Annotated in this window: 15 protein-coding genes; 9 read left to right on the top strand and 6 right to left on the bottom strand. The window is 67.2% G+C overall.

Going from position 1 to position 18,518, the window contains the following annotated elements; genetic code table 11:
* The first annotated feature begins 17 nt into the window (after positions 1–17).
* The 3 genes from atpD to E2E30_RS00835 all read left to right on the top strand — a co-directional run bounded on the left by atpD (position 18) and on the right by E2E30_RS00835 (position 3,610).
* On the top strand, positions 18–1,490 hold the full coding sequence (atpD, locus tag E2E30_RS00845) for a F0F1 ATP synthase subunit beta (RefSeq protein WP_133186355.1): 1,473 nt from the start codon (positions 18–20) through the stop codon (positions 1,488–1,490).
* Between the two features lie 186 nt (positions 1,491–1,676).
* On the top strand, positions 1,677–1,928 hold the full coding sequence (locus E2E30_RS00840; protein ID WP_133186353.1) for an ATP synthase F1 subunit epsilon: 252 nt from the start codon (positions 1,677–1,679) through the stop codon (positions 1,926–1,928).
* 155 nt (positions 1,929–2,083) lie between these two features.
* Entirely contained in the window at positions 2,084–3,610 is a 1,527-nt protein-coding gene (locus E2E30_RS00835) for a CpaF family protein (RefSeq protein WP_189675867.1), read from the top strand.
* Between the two features lie 147 nt (positions 3,611–3,757).
* Here E2E30_RS00835 and E2E30_RS00830 read toward each other — a convergent pair whose 3' ends face one another.
* The gene (locus tag E2E30_RS00830; protein WP_133186351.1) at positions 3,758–3,937 is read right to left on the bottom strand and encodes a hypothetical protein; all 180 of its coding nucleotides are present in this window, start codon (positions 3,935–3,937) and stop codon (positions 3,758–3,760) included.
* Positions 3,938–3,940: 3 nt separating this feature from the next.
* A complete protein-coding gene (gene phaR / locus E2E30_RS00825) occupies positions 3,941–4,522 on the bottom strand; it encodes a polyhydroxyalkanoate synthesis repressor PhaR (protein WP_133186349.1) in 582 nt (193 codons plus the stop codon).
* A gap of 20 nt (positions 4,523–4,542) precedes the next feature.
* Between phaR and E2E30_RS00820 the strand changes: the two genes are divergently transcribed.
* The 3 genes from E2E30_RS00820 (at position 4,543) to E2E30_RS00810 (ending at position 10,264) form a co-directional block, all read left to right on the top strand.
* Positions 4,543–5,622 carry an alpha/beta fold hydrolase gene (locus E2E30_RS00820; protein WP_133186347.1) on the top strand — a complete coding sequence of 360 codons (1,080 nt, stop codon included), beginning with the start codon at positions 4,543–4,545 and terminating at the stop codon, positions 5,620–5,622.
* Between the two features lie 29 nt (positions 5,623–5,651).
* Complete coding sequence (locus tag E2E30_RS00815; protein WP_133186345.1) at positions 5,652–6,824, top strand: acetyl-CoA C-acetyltransferase; 1,173 nt, start codon at positions 5,652–5,654, stop codon at positions 6,822–6,824.
* Between the two features lie 194 nt (positions 6,825–7,018).
* A complete protein-coding gene (locus E2E30_RS00810; protein WP_133186343.1) occupies positions 7,019–10,264 on the top strand; it encodes a TonB-dependent receptor domain-containing protein in 3,246 nt (1,081 codons plus the stop codon).
* Between the two features lie 51 nt (positions 10,265–10,315).
* On the opposite strand, the gene E2E30_RS00805 is transcribed toward E2E30_RS00810, so the two are convergent.
* The 3 genes from E2E30_RS00805 to E2E30_RS00795 all read right to left on the bottom strand — a co-directional run bounded on the left by E2E30_RS00805 (position 10,316) and on the right by E2E30_RS00795 (position 13,389).
* On the bottom strand, positions 10,316–11,350 hold the full coding sequence (locus E2E30_RS00805) for an alanine racemase (protein WP_133186341.1): 1,035 nt from the start codon (positions 11,348–11,350) through the stop codon (positions 10,316–10,318).
* 45 nt (positions 11,351–11,395) lie between these two features.
* Positions 11,396–13,009, bottom strand: a complete 1,614-nt coding sequence (locus tag E2E30_RS00800; protein ID WP_133186339.1) for an MFS transporter — start codon at positions 13,007–13,009, stop codon at positions 11,396–11,398.
* A gap of 95 nt (positions 13,010–13,104) precedes the next feature.
* On the bottom strand, positions 13,105–13,389 hold the full coding sequence (locus E2E30_RS00795; RefSeq protein WP_133186337.1) for a chorismate mutase: 285 nt from the start codon (positions 13,387–13,389) through the stop codon (positions 13,105–13,107).
* A 107-nt stretch (positions 13,390–13,496) separates the two neighbouring features.
* Here E2E30_RS00795 and E2E30_RS00790 point away from each other — a divergent pair, with 107 nt between their 5' ends.
* Both E2E30_RS00790 and E2E30_RS00785 read left to right on the top strand, forming a co-directional pair.
* Positions 13,497–14,513, top strand: coding sequence for a polyprenyl synthetase family protein (locus E2E30_RS00790; protein ID WP_133186335.1), 1,017 nt, complete (start codon positions 13,497–13,499; stop codon positions 14,511–14,513).
* A 104-nt stretch (positions 14,514–14,617) separates the two neighbouring features.
* Positions 14,618–14,806: a hypothetical protein gene (locus E2E30_RS00785; RefSeq protein WP_133186333.1), complete on the top strand. Its 189-nt coding sequence runs from the start codon at positions 14,618–14,620 to the stop codon at positions 14,804–14,806.
* A gap of 22 nt (positions 14,807–14,828) precedes the next feature.
* On the opposite strand, the gene E2E30_RS00780 is transcribed toward E2E30_RS00785, so the two are convergent.
* Positions 14,829–15,779, bottom strand: coding sequence for a cation diffusion facilitator family transporter (locus E2E30_RS00780; RefSeq protein ID WP_133186331.1), 951 nt, complete (start codon positions 15,777–15,779; stop codon positions 14,829–14,831).
* Positions 15,780–15,973: 194 nt separating this feature from the next.
* On the opposite strand from E2E30_RS00780, the gene hrpB reads away from it, so the two are divergent.
* Positions 15,974–18,514 carry an ATP-dependent helicase HrpB gene (gene hrpB, locus E2E30_RS00775; protein WP_133186329.1) on the top strand — a complete coding sequence of 847 codons (2,541 nt, stop codon included), beginning with the start codon at positions 15,974–15,976 and terminating at the stop codon, positions 18,512–18,514.
* Positions 18,515–18,518: the final 4 nt, after the last annotated feature.

Raw genomic sequence — 18,518 nt, 5'->3', positions numbered from 1 at the left:
GATACGAGGAAAGCATCATGGCAACCGCCCCAGACACACTCGCCCCGGCGCTTACGAACAGCGTTGGCCGTATCAGCCAGGTCATCGGCGCCGTCGTCGACGTGACCTTCGAGCAGGATCGCCTTCCCGCGATTCTCAACGCGCTCGAGACGTCGAACAACGGCAACCGCCTCGTGCTCGAAGTCGCGCAGCATCTCGGTGAGAACACCGTCCGCACGATCGCGATGGACTCGACCGAGGGCCTGACCCGCGGCCAGGAAGTCACCGACACCGGCTCGCAGATCCGTGTTCCCGTCGGCCCGCAGACGCTCGGCCGCATTCTCAACGTCATCGGCGAGCCGATCGACGAGCGTGGTCCCGTCGGCCACACCGAGACGATGCCGATCCACGCACCGGCGCCGCTGTTCGTCGACCAGTCGACCGAGAGCGCGATTCTCGTCACCGGCATCAAGGTCATCGATCTGCTCGCGCCGTACGCGAAGGGCGGCAAGATCGGCCTGTTCGGCGGCGCCGGCGTCGGCAAGACCGTGCTCATCCAGGAACTGATCAACAACATCGCCAAGGGCCATGGCGGCACCTCGGTGTTCGCGGGCGTCGGCGAGCGCACCCGCGAGGGTAACGATCTGTACCACGAGTTCCTCGACGCAGGCGTCATCGCCAAGGACGCCGACGGCAACCCGACGCCCGAGGGCTCGAAGGTCGCGCTCGTGTTCGGCCAGATGAACGAGCCGCCAGGCGCGCGTGCGCGCGTTGCGCTCTCGGGCCTGACGATCGCCGAATATTTCCGCGACGTCGAAGGCCAGGACGTGTTGTTCTTCGTCGACAACATCTTCCGCTTCACCCAGGCGGGTTCGGAAGTGTCGGCACTGCTCGGCCGTATCCCGTCGGCGGTGGGCTATCAGCCGACGCTGTCGACCGACATGGGCGCGCTGCAGGAGCGCATCACGTCGACCAACAAGGGCTCGATCACCTCGGTGCAGGCGATCTACGTTCCGGCCGACGATCTTACCGATCCGGCGCCGGCCACGTCGTTCGCGCATTTGGACGCAACGACCAACCTCAACCGCGCGATCTCGGAGCTGGGCATCTACCCGGCGGTCGATCCGCTCGACTCGACCAGCCGCGTGCTGACCCCGGCGATCGTCGGCCAGGAGCATTACGACACGGCGCGGCGGGTTCAGGAAACCCTCCAGCGCTACAAGTCGCTCCAGGACATCATCGCCATTCTCGGCATGGACGAGCTGTCGGAAGAAGATAAGTCGACCGTGTCGCGCGCTCGCAAGATCCAGCGCTTCCTCAGCCAGCCGTTCCACGTCGCCGAGGTCTTCACCGGCATCAGCGGCAAGTTCGTCCAGGTCGAGGATACCGTGAAGTCGTTCAAGGCAGTCGTCGACGGCGAGTACGATCACCTGCCCGAGAGCGCCTTCTACATGGTCGGCGGCATCGACGAAGTGATCGCCAAGGCCGAGAAGATGGCCAAGGAAGCCTAAGGCTTCTTCCCTACTAGCCCTCTCCCGCCTTCGCGGGAGAGGGTTGGGTGAGGGTCTTCTTGTTCGCCGCGCCCCGGACAAGAAGAAGGCCCTCACCGACTTCGACTAGGTCCGCCTGAAGAAGGCGGACCAAGTCTCCGTAGCCTCTCGCGCGAAAGCGGGAGAGGGCCTGGAGAAGGACAAGACATGCTGCACTTCGAACTCGTCACCCCCGAAAAGCTCGTCCGGTCCGAGGACGTCTATATGGTCGTCGTGCCCGGCACCGAGGGCGATTTCGGCGTGCTCGAGGGCCATGCGCCCGTCATGTCGACGATCCGCGACGGCGCGCTGTCGGTCTATCGCACCGAAAAGGGCGAGCCCGAGCTGATCGCGATCGAAGGCGGTTTCGCCGAAGTCAGCGCGACTGGCCTGACGGTGCTCGCCGAGCGCACCGCTTAAGGTTTACGCTCTCCCGCGATCGGGCACTGTCATCGTCATGATGACGGTGCCCTTTTCGTTTTAGCGGTCCGCGCCACCCGAGCGCGCGGTTTGGTTAGGAAAATGTCAAACACTCTCGCCTAACGCTTGTTGCCAAGCATGAGGAAACTGGCGGCATGAGTGCATTTGGGCGTCGACCTGGCATGGCGGGCGCGAGCGCGAGACCCGCGTTCGGCGTGGCGCGCCCGATGCAGGGCGGTGGTTCGCGTCCGGCGGATGGCGAATCGGCTCCCGGCGCGGGCGAACAGTTCCCGCCGCTGCCCGGTGGCCTCGACCCCGAGCCGCTCGGCACGATGCCAGGTACGCAGCAGGACGCAATGCAGCGCCTTGCCGACCGCCAGGCGCTGTCGGGCGAATCGGGCAGCTCGAAGGTCGAGGGCTTCGAAAGCTCGATCCACAAGATCAAGGAGCAGGTCCTCCCGCGCCTGCTCGAACGCGTCGATCCCGAGGCGGCGGCAACGCTCGACAAGGACGAGCTCGCCGAAGAATTCCGCCCGATCATCGGCGAAGTGCTCGCCGAGCTGAAGCTGACGCTCAACCGGCGTGAGCAGTTCGCGCTCGAAAAGGTGCTGGTCGACGAATTGCTCGGCCTCGGGCCGTTGGAAGAACTGCTCGCCGATCCGAACATCACCGACATCATGGTCAACGGCCCCGAGCAGACTTATGTCGAGCGCAAGGGCAAGCTCGAGCTCGCGCAGATCCAGTTCCGCGACGAGGAACATCTCTTCCAGATCGCGCAGCGCATCTGCAACTCGGTCGGCCGTCGCGTCGACCAGACCACGCCGCTCGCCGACGCCCGCCTCAAGGACGGCAGCCGCGTCAACGTGATCGTCCCGCCGCTGAGCTTGCGCGGCACCGCGATCTCGATTCGTAAATTCTCCGCCAAGCCGATCACGCTCGACATGATGGCGGGCTTCGGGTCGATGAGCCCGAAGATGGCGACCGCGCTGAAGATTGCGGGCGCGTGCCGCTTCAACGTCGTCATCTCGGGCGGTACCGGTTCCGGTAAAACCACGATGCTCAACGCTCTGTCGAAGATGATCGACCCGGGCGAGCGCGTGCTGACGATCGAGGACGCGGCCGAATTGCGGCTCCAGCAGCCGCACTGGCTCCCGCTCGAAACGCGCCCCGCCAATCTCGAAGGCCAGGGCGAGATCAGCATCCGCGATCTCGTCAAGAACGCGCTGCGTATGCGCCCGGATCGCATCATCCTCGGCGAAATCCGCGGCAGCGAGTGTTTCGACATGCTCGCTGCGATGAACACCGGCCACGACGGCTCGATGTGTACGCTCCACGCCAACTCCCCGCGCGAGGCGCTCGCGCGTATGGAGAACATGGTGATGATGTCCGACATCAAGGTGCCCAAGGAAGCGATCTCGCGCCAGATCGCCGATTCGGTCGAGATGATCATCCAGGTGAAGCGCCTGCGCGACGGCTCGCGCCGCGTGACCAACGTCACCGAAGTGATCGGCATGGAAGGCCCGGTGATCGTCACGCAGGAGCTCTTCAAGTTCGAATATCTCGACGAATCGGCCGACGGGAAGATCATCGGCGAATATCGCTCGATGGGCCTGCGCCCCTACACGCTCGAAAAGGCGCGGACCTTCGGGTTCGACCAGGCGTATCTCGAGGCGTGCCTGTAAGGCCACGCGCGAACGCCAATCGCCGTTCGGGCTGAGCTTGTCGAAGCCCCGCGCTCCACACGCGAGTCCTTCGCCAGCCGAACGGGCCCCTCGACAGGCTCAGGGCGAACGGGGTTTAGGTTCCGCGCGATCGGGCGTAGCCGCTTGCTACCCGTGCTGCGCGATGATCGCGCATCCCGCCGCCGCGATCAGCGCGAACATTTGCGTCGAGCGCCAATCGACCCAGCCGACGCGGTCGAGATCATCGCGCCGGTCGCGCCGCCAATCGGCGACTCCGGCGAGCACCGCGACCATCACCGCGACGCCCGCTCCGATCCACCACAGCATGCCTCAGTCGCCGAGCTTCTCGATCTTTTCGTTCAACCGGCCGAGTTCGGCCTTGAGCGCGGCGATCTCGTCATCCTTGCTCATCGCGGCAGCCGGAGCAGGCTTGGCCGCGCCACCGGGCACCGCGCCGGGCTTGAACGCCGCGGTCGCCGCCTCGAACATCGCCATGTTCTGCTTGGCGATCTCGGCGAACGGCGTGTTGGCGAAGGGCGACTGCGCGAAAGCGCCCTCGACCGCCGACTTGAACTGCTGCTGGTTGTGGCGGAAGCTGTCCATCGACGCTTCGAGATAGCCCGGCACCATCGCCTGCATCGAATCGCCATACATCGCGATCAGCTGGCGCAGGAAGTTGACCGGGAGCATCGTCTGGCCGCGCTGTTCCTCTTCCATGATGATCTGGGTAAGGATGTTGTGCGTGATGTCTTCTTCGGTCTTGGCGTCGAGCACCTTGAAGTCGCGCCCCTCGCGCGTCATCGCGGCGAGATGTTCGAGGGTGATGTAGGAAGACGTCTCGGTATTGTAGAGCCGGCGGTTCGCATACTTCTTGATCGTCACCGGGCCGTCGCCCGGAATGGTCTTTTTCATGCAGAAGGGCTCCCCGACGAATGTTTGGCCAGAACCTACCACCAATTATTACCGCATCGCAACACGGCCCGCGTCCGCTACCCTTATTCCTCGAAATGCTGCTTGCCGAGACCGCGACCGATCCCGATCGCCGCGTCGCAGCACTGGCGGGACTGCGCGCGTATCAGGACGCGCCGCGCGGTCGCGTGCGCAAGCCGATGCCGGCGCGCTACCGAAAAGGGAAAGCACGGCTGCGCGATTACGGCGCGAAGGGCGCGACCGGGCGCGCGATCGTGTTCGTGCCGTCGCTGATCAATCCGCCGCACATCCTCGATTTGCTGCCCGACGTCTCTCTGCTCCGCTGGCTGGCCGCGCAAGGCCACCGCCCCTTCCTGCTCGACTGGGGGACGCAAGCCCCGGCGGGGCGCGCGCTCGATCTCGACGCGCATGTCACGCGCGTGCTGCTGCCGCTGATCGCCAAGTTCGACGCGCCGCCGATCCTCGTCGGCTATTGTCTCGGCGGCACGCTGGCGCTTGCCGCCGCCTGCCTCGCCGAAGTCGCGGGATTGGCGCTGATCGCCGCGCCGTGGCATTTCGCTGGCTTCGGCAAGGCGGCGCGCGCCGATATGGCGGGCTTGTGGGCGTCGGCCAAACCCGCGTGCGAGGCGATGGGGCTCGTGCCCATGGAAGTGCTGCAAGCGGGCTTCTGGCGGCTCGACCCGGCGCGAACGGTCGCCAAATACGAATCGTTCGCCGCGCGCGACCCCGACAGCGCCGCGGCGCAGCGCTTCATCGCGATGGAGGATTGGGCGAATGGCGGCGCCCCCCTGCCCTATGCCGCCGGACGACAATTGTTCGAGCATTGTATCGCCCACGACGTGCCCGGCAGCGGCGGCTGGCAGATCGCGGGCACCACGATCGCCCCCGCGGCGCTGCACTGCCCGAGCGTCGACTTCGTCTCGCGCAACGACCGTATCGTGCCCGCCGCCACCGCCGCCGATCTCGCCGATCGCCATGATCTCGGCGCGGGGCATGTCGGGATGATCGTCGGCAGCGGCGCCCGCGCGCAGCTGTGGGAGCCCCTCGCGGGGTGGTTAAACGCGTGTTCCCCGGCTAGATAGCGGCCACACCCTACCGCCGGAGCAGAGCCATGCAGGACATCGTCATCACCGCCGCCAAGCGCACGCCCGTCGGCAGCTTCCTCGGCGCGTTCGCCGGAACGCCGGCGCACGAGCTCGGCCGGATCGCGATCGAGGCGGCGCTCGCGCAGGCCGGTGTTGCGGGTGACGAAGTCTCCGAGGTCATCCTCGGCCAGGTGCTGACCGCCGGCCAAGGGCAGAACCCGGCGCGCCAGGCGGCGATGGCCGCGGGCGTACCCAAGGAAATCCCTGCCTGGGGCGTCAACCAGGTGTGCGGTTCGGGCTTGCGCGCGGTGGCGCTGGCGGCGCAGTCGATCGCGTGCGGCGATGCGCGCATCATGGTCGCGGGCGGCCAGGAATCGATGTCGCTCAGCGCGCACGCACAGAACCTGCGCGGCGGCACCAAGATGGGCAACGTCACGCTGGTCGACACGATGATCAGCGACGGGCTGACCGACGTGTTCAACAACTATCACATGGGCATCACTGCCGAGAATCTCGCCGAGCAGTACCAGATCTCGCGCGAGGCACAGGACGTGTTCGCGGTCCGCTCGCAGAACCTCGCCGAAGCCGCCCGCACCGCTGGGCGCTTCCGCGACGAGATCGCGCCCGTCACGATCAAGGGGCGCAAGGGCGACACGATCGTCGCGGACGACGAATATATCCGCGCCGGGGCGACGCTCGAGAGCGTTGTCGGCCTGCGCCCGGCGTTCAAGAAGGACGGCACCGTCACCGCGGCGAACGCGAGCGGCCTCAACGACGGCGCCGCCGCGCTGGTGCTGATGACGCGCGCCGAGGCCGAAAAGCGTGGAAGCCCGATCCTCGCACGGATCGCGAGCTGGGCGTCGGCCGGGGTCGATCCGTCGATAATGGGGATCGGCCCCGTCCCCGCGACTCGCCGCGCGCTCGAAAAGGCCGGGTGGAGCATCGGCGATCTCGACCTGATCGAAGCGAACGAAGCGTTTGCCGCGCAGGCGCTGTCGGTCGGCAAGGAACTCGGCTGGGATCCCGAGCGCGTCAACGTCAACGGCGGTGCGATCGCGATCGGCCACCCGATCGGCGCCTCGGGCGCGCGCGTGCTGACGACGCTGCTGTACGAGATGGCCAAGCGCGATGTTCGGAAGGGTCTGGCAACGCTTTGTATTGGCGGCGGAATGGGGATTGCAGTCTGCGTCGAGCGGTAAGACCCAAAAACCGTTGCGCCGGGACAACAATTTTTTTGAAAGCATGACGGATGTGACACTTTGGTCACATGTTTAACAAACTGTCAGCTTTGGTTCAGGTTTGTGAAATGTAGGGGTTGCGCCGGACCTACATTTCTTATTTGTTACCCCCAACCGGGCAGGCGGAACCGCCGCCCGGAAATGGGGAACTATCGATGAAGCTCAGACTGTTGTCTGCGAGCGCCCTTACCGGCGTGTCGCTCGTTATCGCTTTGCCTGCCGCCGCTCAAACCGCACCTCCCGAGCCGGCACCTGCCACACCACCAGGCTCGCTTGCTGCCGACGACGCTGCGGCGGCGAACCAGGGCCCTGAAGATATCGTCGTCACCGGTTCGCGCATCCGGGTCCGCAAGCTCGACCAGTCGGTTCCGGTTACGGCGATCTCGGCGGTCGAACTGCTCGGTGCGCGCGGCGACGTCTCGCTCGGCGACGCGCTCAACCAGCTCCCGCAGCTCCGCTCGACCTTCAGCCAGGCGAACTCGACCGGCAGCATCGGCACCGCGGGCCTCAGCCTGCTCGATCTGCGCGGCCTCGGTACTGCGCGCACGCTGACGCTCGTCAACGGCCGTCGCGTCGTGACCGCCGTTCCCGGCAGCTACACGCCCGACGTCAGCACGATTCCGTACGATCTGGTCGAACGCGTCGATCTCGTCACCGGCGGCAATTCGGCGATCTACGGTTCGGATGCGATCGCGGGCGTCGTCAACTTCGTGCTGCGCAAGAACTATGACGGCGTGCGGATTCGCGCCCAGGGCGGCACGACCACCTATGGCGACCGCGGCACCTACCTGATCAGCGGCATCGCCGGCCATAACTTCCTCGACGGCCGGGTGAACCTCACCGTGTCGGGCGAATATACGCGCGCAAACTCGGTCTTCTATGCCGATCGCGATTATCTGGGCGCGTTCACGGGAACGCCCGGGTTCATCACGACGCAGATCACGACCGCGCCGAACCGCAACTTCGACGGCATTCCGAACACCTCGTTCGTGTCGAGCGGCATCGTCTTCGGCAACCGCTCGATCGGCGGTACCGTCGTGACGACCTGCCCGGGCACCGCGACCACGGCGAATGCCGCGCAGCGCGCCGCGATCTGCACCGGGCAGACCACGCCGACCGGCGCCCCGCTCGCGTACAACTACGTGTTCCAGCCCGACGGTTCGCTGCAGAAGGACAGCAACATTGTCGACAATCGCGCGATCGGCGGCGGGATTCTCCGCGGCTTGACCGCGACGGGCGTCGAAGATGCGATGTTGCTGCCGAGCCAGGATCGCTATGTTGCGAACCTGATGTTGAGCGGCGATTTCTCACCCGCCTTCAAGCCGTTCCTCGAGGCGACCTACGTCAAGGTCGATGTCGAGCAGCAATCGACCCAGCCGAGCTTCACGGGTGGTACGCTGACCTCGACGTTCAGCATCAACAACCCGTTCCTCTCCGCCGCATCGCGCTCGACGCTGCAGACGATCCTCGCCCCGGGCGCCACGTCGTTCACGCTCAACCGCTTCAACAACGATTTCGGGACGCGTGCCGAATTCCATAAGCGACAGACCTATCGCGCCGTTCTCGGCGTGCAGGGCGACATCAGCGAGAAGGGCAATCTCCACTACGAGATCGCCGGCAACTACGGTCGCACCGAGAACTACTATCGCACGGGCGGCAACGTCCTGATCGCGAATTACGGCAAGGCGGTGAACGCGGTTGTCGCACCGACCGGCTATGCCGGGAGCAACTTCGTCAACAATTCGACCGGCCAGAAGATCGTCTGCGCGGTCAATGCCGACGCCAGCACGACTAATGACGACGCGGCCTGCGTTCCGTTGAACCTGTTCGGCCAGGGCGCCTTCGACCAGCGCGCCCTCAACTACACGCTCTACACCTCGACGCGGAACCAGTGGGCCGAGGAAATCGACGCAACGGCATTCCTCTCGGGCGATTCGAGCGGCTTCTTCAAGCTGCCCGGCGGCCCGGTCGGCTTCTCGATCGGTGCCGAATATCGCAGCGAGGATGCGTTCTCGGGCCAGGATCCGGTCACCGCGTCGGGCGCGACCTTCCTCAACCCGGCGGCAACGTTCGATCCGAACAAGGTCGAGATCAAGGAACTCTATGGCGAGCTTCGCCTACCGGTCCTCGCCAACTTGCCGCTCATCCGCGAGCTGACGATCGAAGGCGCTGGCCGCGTGTCCGATTACGGCGGCACGGTCGGTTCGGTCGTCGCATGGAATGCCGGTGTGATCTACTCGCCGGTCCGCGACCTGACCTTCAACGCGACCTTGGCACGCTCGGTCCGCGCACCGAACCTGTCCAACCTCTATGCGACCGCGGCGACCACCTTCGCCAACGGCCTGACCGATCCGTGCGACCAGGCGGGTGGCACCAACTCGGGCAACAACATCAACGCCGGTCCGAACCGCGTGAAGAACTGCGCGGCGGCCGGTATCCCGACCAGCATCACCTTCGTCGATCCGGCATCGGGCGCGACTCTGGTGAAGCCGTGGACCAACCAGTCGGCATCGGGTGTTGCCGGTGTGAACCAGGGCAACCCCAACCTCTCGCCTGAAGTCGGCCTGAGCTTCACGACCAGCATGAACTATGCGCCGCACTATATCCCCGGCCTCAACTTCAAGGTCACCTACTACAACATCCGCGTGAAGAACGTGATCTCCGGCCTTACCGGCCAGGCGATCATCAACCGCTGCTATGACGATCCGGGCGGCATCAACAACACGTTCTGCGCCGCCGTCTTCCGCCGCACGACGACCGATCCGGTTACCAACCAGACCTTCAACGGCCAGACATCGCGCACGATCGACACGTCGCAGTTCACCTTCGGCCTGGCGGGCAACGGCAACGGTTTCATCAACCAGCCGTTCAACTTCGCCAAGCTGGCAACGCGCGGGCTCGATTTCGACGCAGCCTATGTCCATGCGTTCCGCAGCAACCTGCAGCTCAATCTGCGCCTGCAGGTCAGCTATGTGATGGATCGTCTGCAATACACCTACATCACCGAACCCAACCGCTACGACCGGATCGACAGCACGCTCGGCGATCCGAAGTGGCAGGGTCAGTTCACGATCAACGGCAAATGGGGCCCGGTCGACCTGAACTACAATGCGCGCTACGTCGGCAAGCAGATCGTTTCGGGGCTTTCCTATGAAACGTTCTTCACTTCGCAGGGCCGGACTCCGACCAACCCCGACGCGCGTCCGTTCGTGTACTATAACCCGATCGTCTACCACAGCCTTCGTCTGGGCGTGAACGCGACCGACAAGTACCGCTTCTACGCCGGCGTCGACAACCTCACCAACAAGCTGCCGCCGTACGATCTTACGGGCACGGGCAACGACGCGATCTATCCGAACACCGGCCGCTTCTTCTATGCGGGTGCCGAGTTCAAATTCTGATCGAAACACATCCAACCTGAGGAAAAGGGGTCGCTTTCGCGGCCCCTTTTTTTATGCGGTCCAGCGCCTTTCGAACCGCCGCCCCAACCCTGTCAGCAATTCATATTGCGACATGCCCGCGGCGGCCGCTGCCGCCGGCAACGCATAGTCGAGCGCGACCCAATCGCCCTCGCCGAGCTCCGGCGCCGCCGCGACCGAGATCGCCGTCAAGTCCATCGACACGCGGCCGATCACCGGCAGCGCGGCAGCACCGACGTGCGCGGCGCCGGCATTGCTGAACCCGCGCCAATAGCCGTCGGCATAGCCGATGTTGAGGATCGCCACCTCGAGCGGGGCCGCGGCCGTGAACTGCGCATTATAGCCGATCGAATCGCCCGCCTGGAGGGTACGGCGCTGGAGGATCTGCGCTTCGGGGGTCACGACTTGCCCGACCACGCCCGCCAGTTCGCCGCGCGGTACGCCACCGTAGAGCGCAAGCCCGGGTCGCGTGAGGTCGAAGGCATAGTCGGCGCCAAGCGCGATTCCCGCCGAATTGGCGAGGCTCAGCCGCCGTGCGGCGGTGCGCCCGCCGAGCCCGCGCAACGCCGCTGCCTGCCGCGCGTTCATCGCGCTGTCCTCGTCGGCGCAGGCGAGATGGCTCATCAGCGTGTCGATCGCCAGGCCATCGAGCAGCCCGCTTGCGACCTCGGCGATCGATACGCCGAGCCGGTTCATGCCGGTATCGACCATCACGTCGCACCGCCCGCCGCCACTCTCGCGCCAGCGCGCGACGTGCGCCGCAGTATTGAGCACCGGGCGCGCGATACCGCTCGTGGCGGCCGCCATGTCCTCGGCGCGCACGCCGTGCAGCACGGCGATGTCGAAGCCGAGCCCGGCAAGGCGCTCGGCCTCGCCCCAGCTCGCGACGAAGAAATCGCGGCATCCCGCGCCCGCCAGGCGCTCGGCGACACCCGCTGCGCCGAGGCCATAGCCATCGGCCTTGATCGCCGCGCCGCACGCCGCCGCGCCGCTCAGCGCGTCGAGCGCGCGCCAGTTCGTGACGAGCGCGGCGGTGTCGAGGCGGAGGCGGAGCGGAGCATCGGTCATGCCAGAGCGGTTAGCCGCCGCGGCAGGCACGCGCCAGCCCGGCGTTCAGTCGGCGCTCGCGCGGCCCGGCTTGCTTTCCTCGAGGCCATAGAGCGTGACGACCAGCGCCATCGCCACCACCGCGATCGTGTACCACAGCCCGGCATAGGGATTGCCCGTGCGCGCGACGATCACCTGGCTGATCAGCGGCAGGAAGCCGCCGAAATAGCCGGTGCCGAAATGATAGGGGATCGACATCGAGCTGTAGCGGATCCGCGGCGGGAACATCTCGGACAGCAAGGCGGCGACCGGGCCATAGGTGATCCCGGCGAGCGCGCTGAGCGCAAGGATCGCGAGCAGGATCAGCACGATATTGCCCGGCGACGGCACGACCGGGCGCAGATCGTACCCGCCGTTCGCGAGCGCGGCATCGAGCCCGGCATCGCTCAGATCGTCGACGCCCACGCCGCCGATCAGCACCAGCGTCACCGGGGTGTGCGCCTTGGTGTACGGCACGCCCTTTTTCGACAGATAGTCGAGCAAGCGGCGGCATTCGGTCGGCTTGGCCGGGAACAGGTCGTATTGGCACGCGGGCCCCGACACGACGACGGGCGCGCGCTTGGCGGCATGCGCGAGTTCGGGGTTGGCGGCGCTGCCCATCACCCAGAAGATCGGAAAGAGCAGCACGAGCGTCAGCGCATAGCCGATCACGATCGGCGTCTTGCGCCCGACTCGGTCCGACAGCCAGCCGAACAGCACGAAGAACCCAAGCCCGCCAAGCGCGCCGAACCCGACGATCAACTGCGCGGCGGTTTCCTGGACGCGCATCGTGCCTTGCAGGAACGACAGCACGGTGAACATCGCGGTGTACCAGATCACCGTCAGCCCGGCGGCGATGCCGAACAGCGCGACGAACAGCCGCTTGAGGTTGCCGGGATAGGTGAAGCTTTCGGTGAACGGGTTCTTCGCGGTCTCGCCCGCCGCCTTCATTTGTTTGAATACCGGGCTCTCGGACAGTTTGAGCCGCATCCACAGCGACACGCCGAGCAGCACGAGCGAGAAGACGAACGGCACCCGCCAGCCCCATGCGTCCCACATTCCTGCCGGCATCAGCGCCTTGGCGAGCAACACGACGGCGAGGCTGAGGATGAATCCGCCAGCCACACTCGCTTGAATGAAGCTCGTGAAATAGCCGCTCCGCCCGGGTGGCGAATGCTCGGCGACATAGATCGCCGCGCCGCCATATTCACCGCCGAGCGCGAGCCCCTGCAGGATTCGCAGTCCGATCACGACGAACGGTGCGGCGAGCCCGATCGTCGCCGCGCTCGGCACCAGGCCGACTCCGGCGGTGGCGAGGCCCATCAGCGTGATCGTGACGAGGAAGGTATATTTGCGCCCGAGCTTGTCGCCGAGAAAGCCGAACAGGATCGCACCGAGCGGGCGAAAGCCGAACCCGACCGCGAACCCCGCCCAGGCGTAGAGCGTCTGGAGCAGCTCGCTTTGCGCGGGAAAGAAGGTCCGCCCGATGATCCCCGAGGCAGCAAGCGTGCCGTAGATGAAGAAATCATACCATTCGAAGATCGTGCCGAGCGACGAGGCGGTGATGATGAGCTGGATGTCCTTGCGGCTCGGCGTCACCGGCACGTCCGGCCCCACATCGCTCGCCAAGATCGTCGCCATTCTCACCATCCCCACCCATGCTTCGGGTCCGGCGCGACGATAAGCGGTTTCGCCCGTGCGGCAAGACGCATCCCGCCAGCCCGGCGCGCAGCGGGTTATCCGGCGTCGCGCACGCGCTCGTGATGGCGGATCACTTCGTCGATGATGAAGCGCAGGAACTTCTCGCTGAAATCGGGGTCGAGATCGGCTTGCTTGGCGAGCCCGCGCAGCCGCGCGATCTGCGATTCCTCACGCCCCGGATCGGCGGGCGGCAACCCAGCGGACGCCTTGTAGCGCCCGACCGCTTGCGTCGTCTTGAAGCGCTCGGCGAGCAGAAAGACCAGCGCCGCATCGATATTGTCGATGCTCTGGCGGTATCCGTTCAGCGTCTCGTCGGCCACCGATTGCTCCCCATCTGATGTCCTCGCCCTATTGCGGGCACGGGAGGGCCCATGCAAGCCGGGAAACGCTTGCCTTTGGGCGCGCGCGCGGCCACATCGCACGCCACATGAGCGCCACCCTTCTCCGCCTCGATCCGAGCCGCGCCCAGCCCTCGCTGGAGCCGATGGTGCAACTCGTCACCGGCGACATGAACATGGTCAATGCCGTGATCCTGTCGCGGATGCAGTCCGAGATTCCGCTGATCCCCGAACTCGCCGGGCATTTGATCGCCGGCGGCGGCAAGCGGATGCGCCCGATGCTGACGCTCGCGAGCGCACGGCTGCTGAGCTATTCGGGCACGCGGCATCACCGCCTCGCCGCCGCGGTCGAGTTCATCCACACCGCCACGCTGCTCCACGACGATGTCGTCGACGGATCCGATCTGCGCCGCGGGAAGCGCACCGCCAACCTCATCTGGGGCAACCCGGCGAGCGTGCTCGTCGGCGATTTCCTGTTCAGCCGTTCGTTCGAGCTGATGGTCGAGGACGGATCGCTGAAAGTGCTCGGCATCCTGGCGGGCGCGAGCGCGATCATCGCCGAGGGCGAGGTCAACCAGCTCACCGCCGCGCGTCGGATCGACACGCCCGAGGAGCGCTATCTCGACATTATCGGCGCGAAGACCGCCGCTTTGTTCGCCGCGGCCTGCCGCGTCTCGGCGGTCGTCGCCGAGCGCCCCGAGGCCGAAGAGCTCGCGCTCGATTCGTACGGGCGCAACCTCGGCATCGCGTTCCAGCTGGTCGACGATGCGATCGACTATGTCTCCGACGCGGGCACGATGGGCAAGGATGCCGGCGACGACTTCCGCGAAGGCAAGGCGACGCTTCCGGTGATCCTCGCTTATGCGCGCGGCAACCCGGAGGATCGCGTGTTCTGGAAGGCGGCGATCGAAGGGCATCGCAACAGCGACGCGGATTTCGAGCGTGCGATCGAGCTCGTTCGGGCGACGCGCGCGGTCGACGACACGCTCGCACGGGCGCGCCATTACGGCCAGCGCGCGATCGATGCGCTGGCGATCTTCGCCAACGGCAAGGCCAAGGACGCAATGGTCGAAGCCGTCGAATTCGCGATCGCGCGCGCCTACTAAGCCGCGCGCCCGGTCGGCCTTTCGATCTTTCCAATGCCACGGAAAGGCGCATAGTGGCGGCGCGGTTGGACGTTGAGCGGGCGATCGCAACAAGAGGATCGAGTATGTTCGTCGATTTCCAGAACCAGTGGAGCCCACCCGAGCCCCCGGCGCCAAAGCCCGCGCCACGGCAGAACAAACGCGCCGAGTCGATCACCGCCTGGATCATCGGTTTCAATCTCGTGATGCTCTTGGTCGGCCCGCTCGCCGGCGCGACGCTGTTCGACGCCGTGGTGGCGATGTTCAAGCACTGACGCGCGACGCCGCCCCCGGCGGTTAGCAGCCGAGCTTCGGCTCGGTCGCGTCGGCCCCGTCGAGTTCGACTTGCAACGTCGCATGGCCGATCCCGAAATGCGCCTTGAGCATCGTCCGCGCGCGGTCGAGGAAGGCGTCGCCCGGATGCCCGCCGGGCATGACGAGATGCGCGGTCAGCACGGTCTCGGTCGTGCTCATCGGCCAGATATGGACGTGATGCACGCGCGCGACGCCCGGCAGCTCGCGCAATTCCTCCCACACCGCGTCCGAATCGATGCTGCGCGGCACCGCCGCCAGCGCCATCTCGACCGATTCGCGGAGCAAGCCCCAGGTCTGCAGGAAGATCAGCACCGCGATGACGATGCTGACGATCGGATCGATCCAGGTCGCCCCCGAGAGCCAGATCACCAGCCCCGACACGACGACCCCCGCCGACACCATCGCATCGCTCAACATGTGGAGATAGGCGCCGCGGATGTTGAGATCGTCCTTGCGGCCGCGCATGAACAGCAACGCGGTCACCCCGTTCACGACGATCCCCGCGCCCGCGACCCAGGCGACGGTCGGCCCGTCGACCGGCGCGGGCGTCGCGATCCGCTGCACCGCCTCGAGCACGATCGCGCCGAGCGCGACGAGCAGCAGCAGCGCGTTGAGCAAGGCCGCGAGGATCGTCGAGCCCTTGAGCCCATAGGTGAAGCGCTTCGACGCCGCGCGCCGCCCGAGCGCGATCGCCGCCCAGGCCGCGCCGAGCCCGAGCACGTCGGACAGATTGTGCCCGGCATCGGCGAGCAGCGCGACCGACCCCGCGATCAGCCCGAACACGACTTCGGCGACGATGAAGCCGAGGTTGAGCGTGATGCCGATCGCAAACGCCCGGTCGTGGCCCGCGGCGGGCGGACCGTGGTCGTGCCCGGCATGGCTATGGCCTGCGCCATGCGAATGCCCGTGATGATGATGCGAATGGCCGGCCACGACGATCTCCGAAACTCTGGACGCCCGCCTAGCATCGCGATTGCGGGATATACTAGGACGTTGGGAATGCCGCCGCAGTTCCCTCGCCATGCGTCGATCGATCGCACGATATCGCGCTGTCCCCGTGGCGCGCGATCGGGCAAGGCGCTGCGTATCGTGACCACCCTCCCCCTTCCCCATCTGCGGTGTTTGGCATGACGCTGCCGATCCACGCCGTCCTGCCCGATCTGCTCGCGCGGCTGCGCGACGCGAGCAACGCCGTCCTCGTCGCGCCGCCGGGCGCGGGCAAGACCACCGCCGTCGCGCCCGCTTTGCTTGGTGAAGCGTGGTGCAGCGGCGAGATCCTGCTGCTCTCGCCACGCCGTCTCGCCGCGCGCGCCGCCGCCGAGCGCATGGCGGCGACCGCCGGCCAGCCCGTCGGCCAGACCTTCGGCTATGCCACGCGGATGGATTCGAAGCGCTCCGCGGCGACCCGCGTGACGGTCGTGACCGAGGGCATCTTCGTCGCGCGCATTCAGAACGATCCCGAACTGGCGGGCGTCTCGGCGGTGCTGTTCGACGAAGTCCATGAGCGCAGCCTCGACAGCGATTTCGGGCTCGCGCTCGCGCTCGATGCGCAGGCCGGGCTGCGCCCCGATCTGCGGCTCGTCGCGATGTCGGCGACGCTCGACGGCGCGCGCTTCTCGGGGCTGATGGAGGGCGCGCCGGTGATCGAGAGCGCGGGGCGGATGCACCCGCTCACGCTGCGCCATCTCGGCCGCGCGGCCGAGGCGCGGATCGAGGATTCGGTCGCGGGCGCGGTGCGGCTCGCGTTGCGCGAGGAGAAGGGCGGAGTCCTCGCCTTCCTGCCGGGCGTCGCCGAGATCGAGCGCACCGCCGAACGGCTCGACGGGCTCGGCGAGGGGATCGTGCTCCACAAGCTCCACGGCAGCCTCGATCCGGCAGCGCAGCGCGCCGCGATCGCGCCCAACGCCGCGGGGCGCCGCAAGGTCGTGCTCGCGACATCGATCGCCGAGACCAGCCTGACGCTCGACGGGATCGCGGTGGTGGTCGATTCAGGCCTCGCGCGGCGCCCGCGCTACGATCGTGCCGCGGGGATGACGCGGCTCGTCACCGAACGCGCGAGCCAGGCCGCCGTCACGCAACGTGCGGGCCGCGCCGCGCGCCAGACGCCGGGGGTGGCGTATCGGCTGTGGGAGGAAGCCGCGACCGCCGGGCTGCCGCGCTTCGATCCGCCCGAGATCCTCGAGGCCGATCTGTCGGCGCTGACGCTCGACTGCGCGCTGTGGGGCGTCGCCGATCCGCGGCAGTTGCGCTGGCTCGATCCGCCGCCCGAGGCCGCGGTGCAGGAGGCGCGCGCGCGGCTCGCGGCGCTCGACGCGCTCGATGCGGATGGACGCCCGACGCCGCATGGCCATGCGATCGCGCGGCTGCCGCTCGCGCCGCGGCTCGGCCATATGCTGGTGCGAGCGGGGGAGCTTGGTCTGGCCGACGTCGCGGCCGAGGTCGCGGTGCTGCTCGGCGAGCTCGGGCTCGGCGGCAATGACGTCGATCTCGAAACGCGCCGCCGCCGCTGGCGCAGCGAGCGCGGGCCACGGGCGGAGGCCGGGAGGAAATTGGCGAAACGGTGGAGCGGGCTCGCTCCCCTCCCGCTTGCAGGAGGGGCTGGGGGTGGGCGCGCGCCTTCAACCGGCGCGAACGGCGATAGCGCGCCCCCACCCGCCAATCCCCTCCCGCAAGCGGGAGGGGGACAAGAAGCCATCGCTATCGCGCTCGCCTTCCCCGATCGCATTGCGCGCCGCCGCGACAGCTCGGGCGAAACCTGGGCTTCGGTCGGCGGACGCGGGTTCAAGCTCGATCCGACCAGCAGTCTCGCCCGCGAAGAGTGGCTCGCCGTCGCCGAGACGCAAGGCATGGCGTCGGGCGCGCGCATCCTCTCGGCCGCCGCGATCGACCTCGCGACGATCGAGACGCTGTTCGGCGAGCGCATCGCGACGCATCGTACCGTCGTCTTCGACCCCGCGACCGGCGGCATCCGGGCGTTGCGCGAACGCCGGCTCGGCGCGCTGCGGCTGTCGAGCGGCGCCGATTCGAACGCCGACCCCGATGCCATCGCCGCAGCCCTGCTCGAAGGAGTCCACGCGACCGGGCTCGCGCGGCTGCCGTGGAGCGACGCCGCGCTCGCGCTGCGCCACCGCGCCGCCTTTGCGCAGGAGCATGGCGGCGCCGAACTCGCGCTCGACGACGCGGCGTTGCTCGCGCGCGCCGACGAATGGCTCGTCCCGTCGCTTACGGGCAAGCGCCGGCTCGACGCGATCGACCCGGGCGCACTGACCGAAGCGCTGCGCACCCTGATCGGCTGGGACGCGCTGAAAACGATCGAGCGCCTCGCCCCGACGCACTTCACCAGCCCCGCCGGGTCGACCCACCCGATCGAGTACGATGCCGAAGGTGGCCCGCGCGTCGAGCTGCGCCCACAAACGCTGTTCGGGCTCGCGACGCATCCGATGATCGCGGGCGGGCGCGTGGCGCTGGTGCTCAGCCTTACCTCGCCCGGCGGCCGGCCGATCCAGACGACGCGCGATCTGCCGGGCTTCTGGGCGGGGAGCTGGTCGGCGGTCGCAAAGGAAATGCGCGGCCGTTACCCGCGCCACCCCTGGCCCGACGACCCCGCCGCCGCCTCTGCAACGCTGCGCACGAAAAACGCAGATGCGCGGCGCCAAGAAGCACGATAAGGAG

This window comes from Sphingomonas sp. AAP5 (assembly GCF_004354345.1).
Classification (GTDB): domain Bacteria; phylum Pseudomonadota; class Alphaproteobacteria; order Sphingomonadales; family Sphingomonadaceae; genus Sphingomonas; species Sphingomonas glacialis.
Note: the sequence above shows the minus strand (reverse complement) of the source record. Positions and strands in the feature narration are given on the sequence as shown.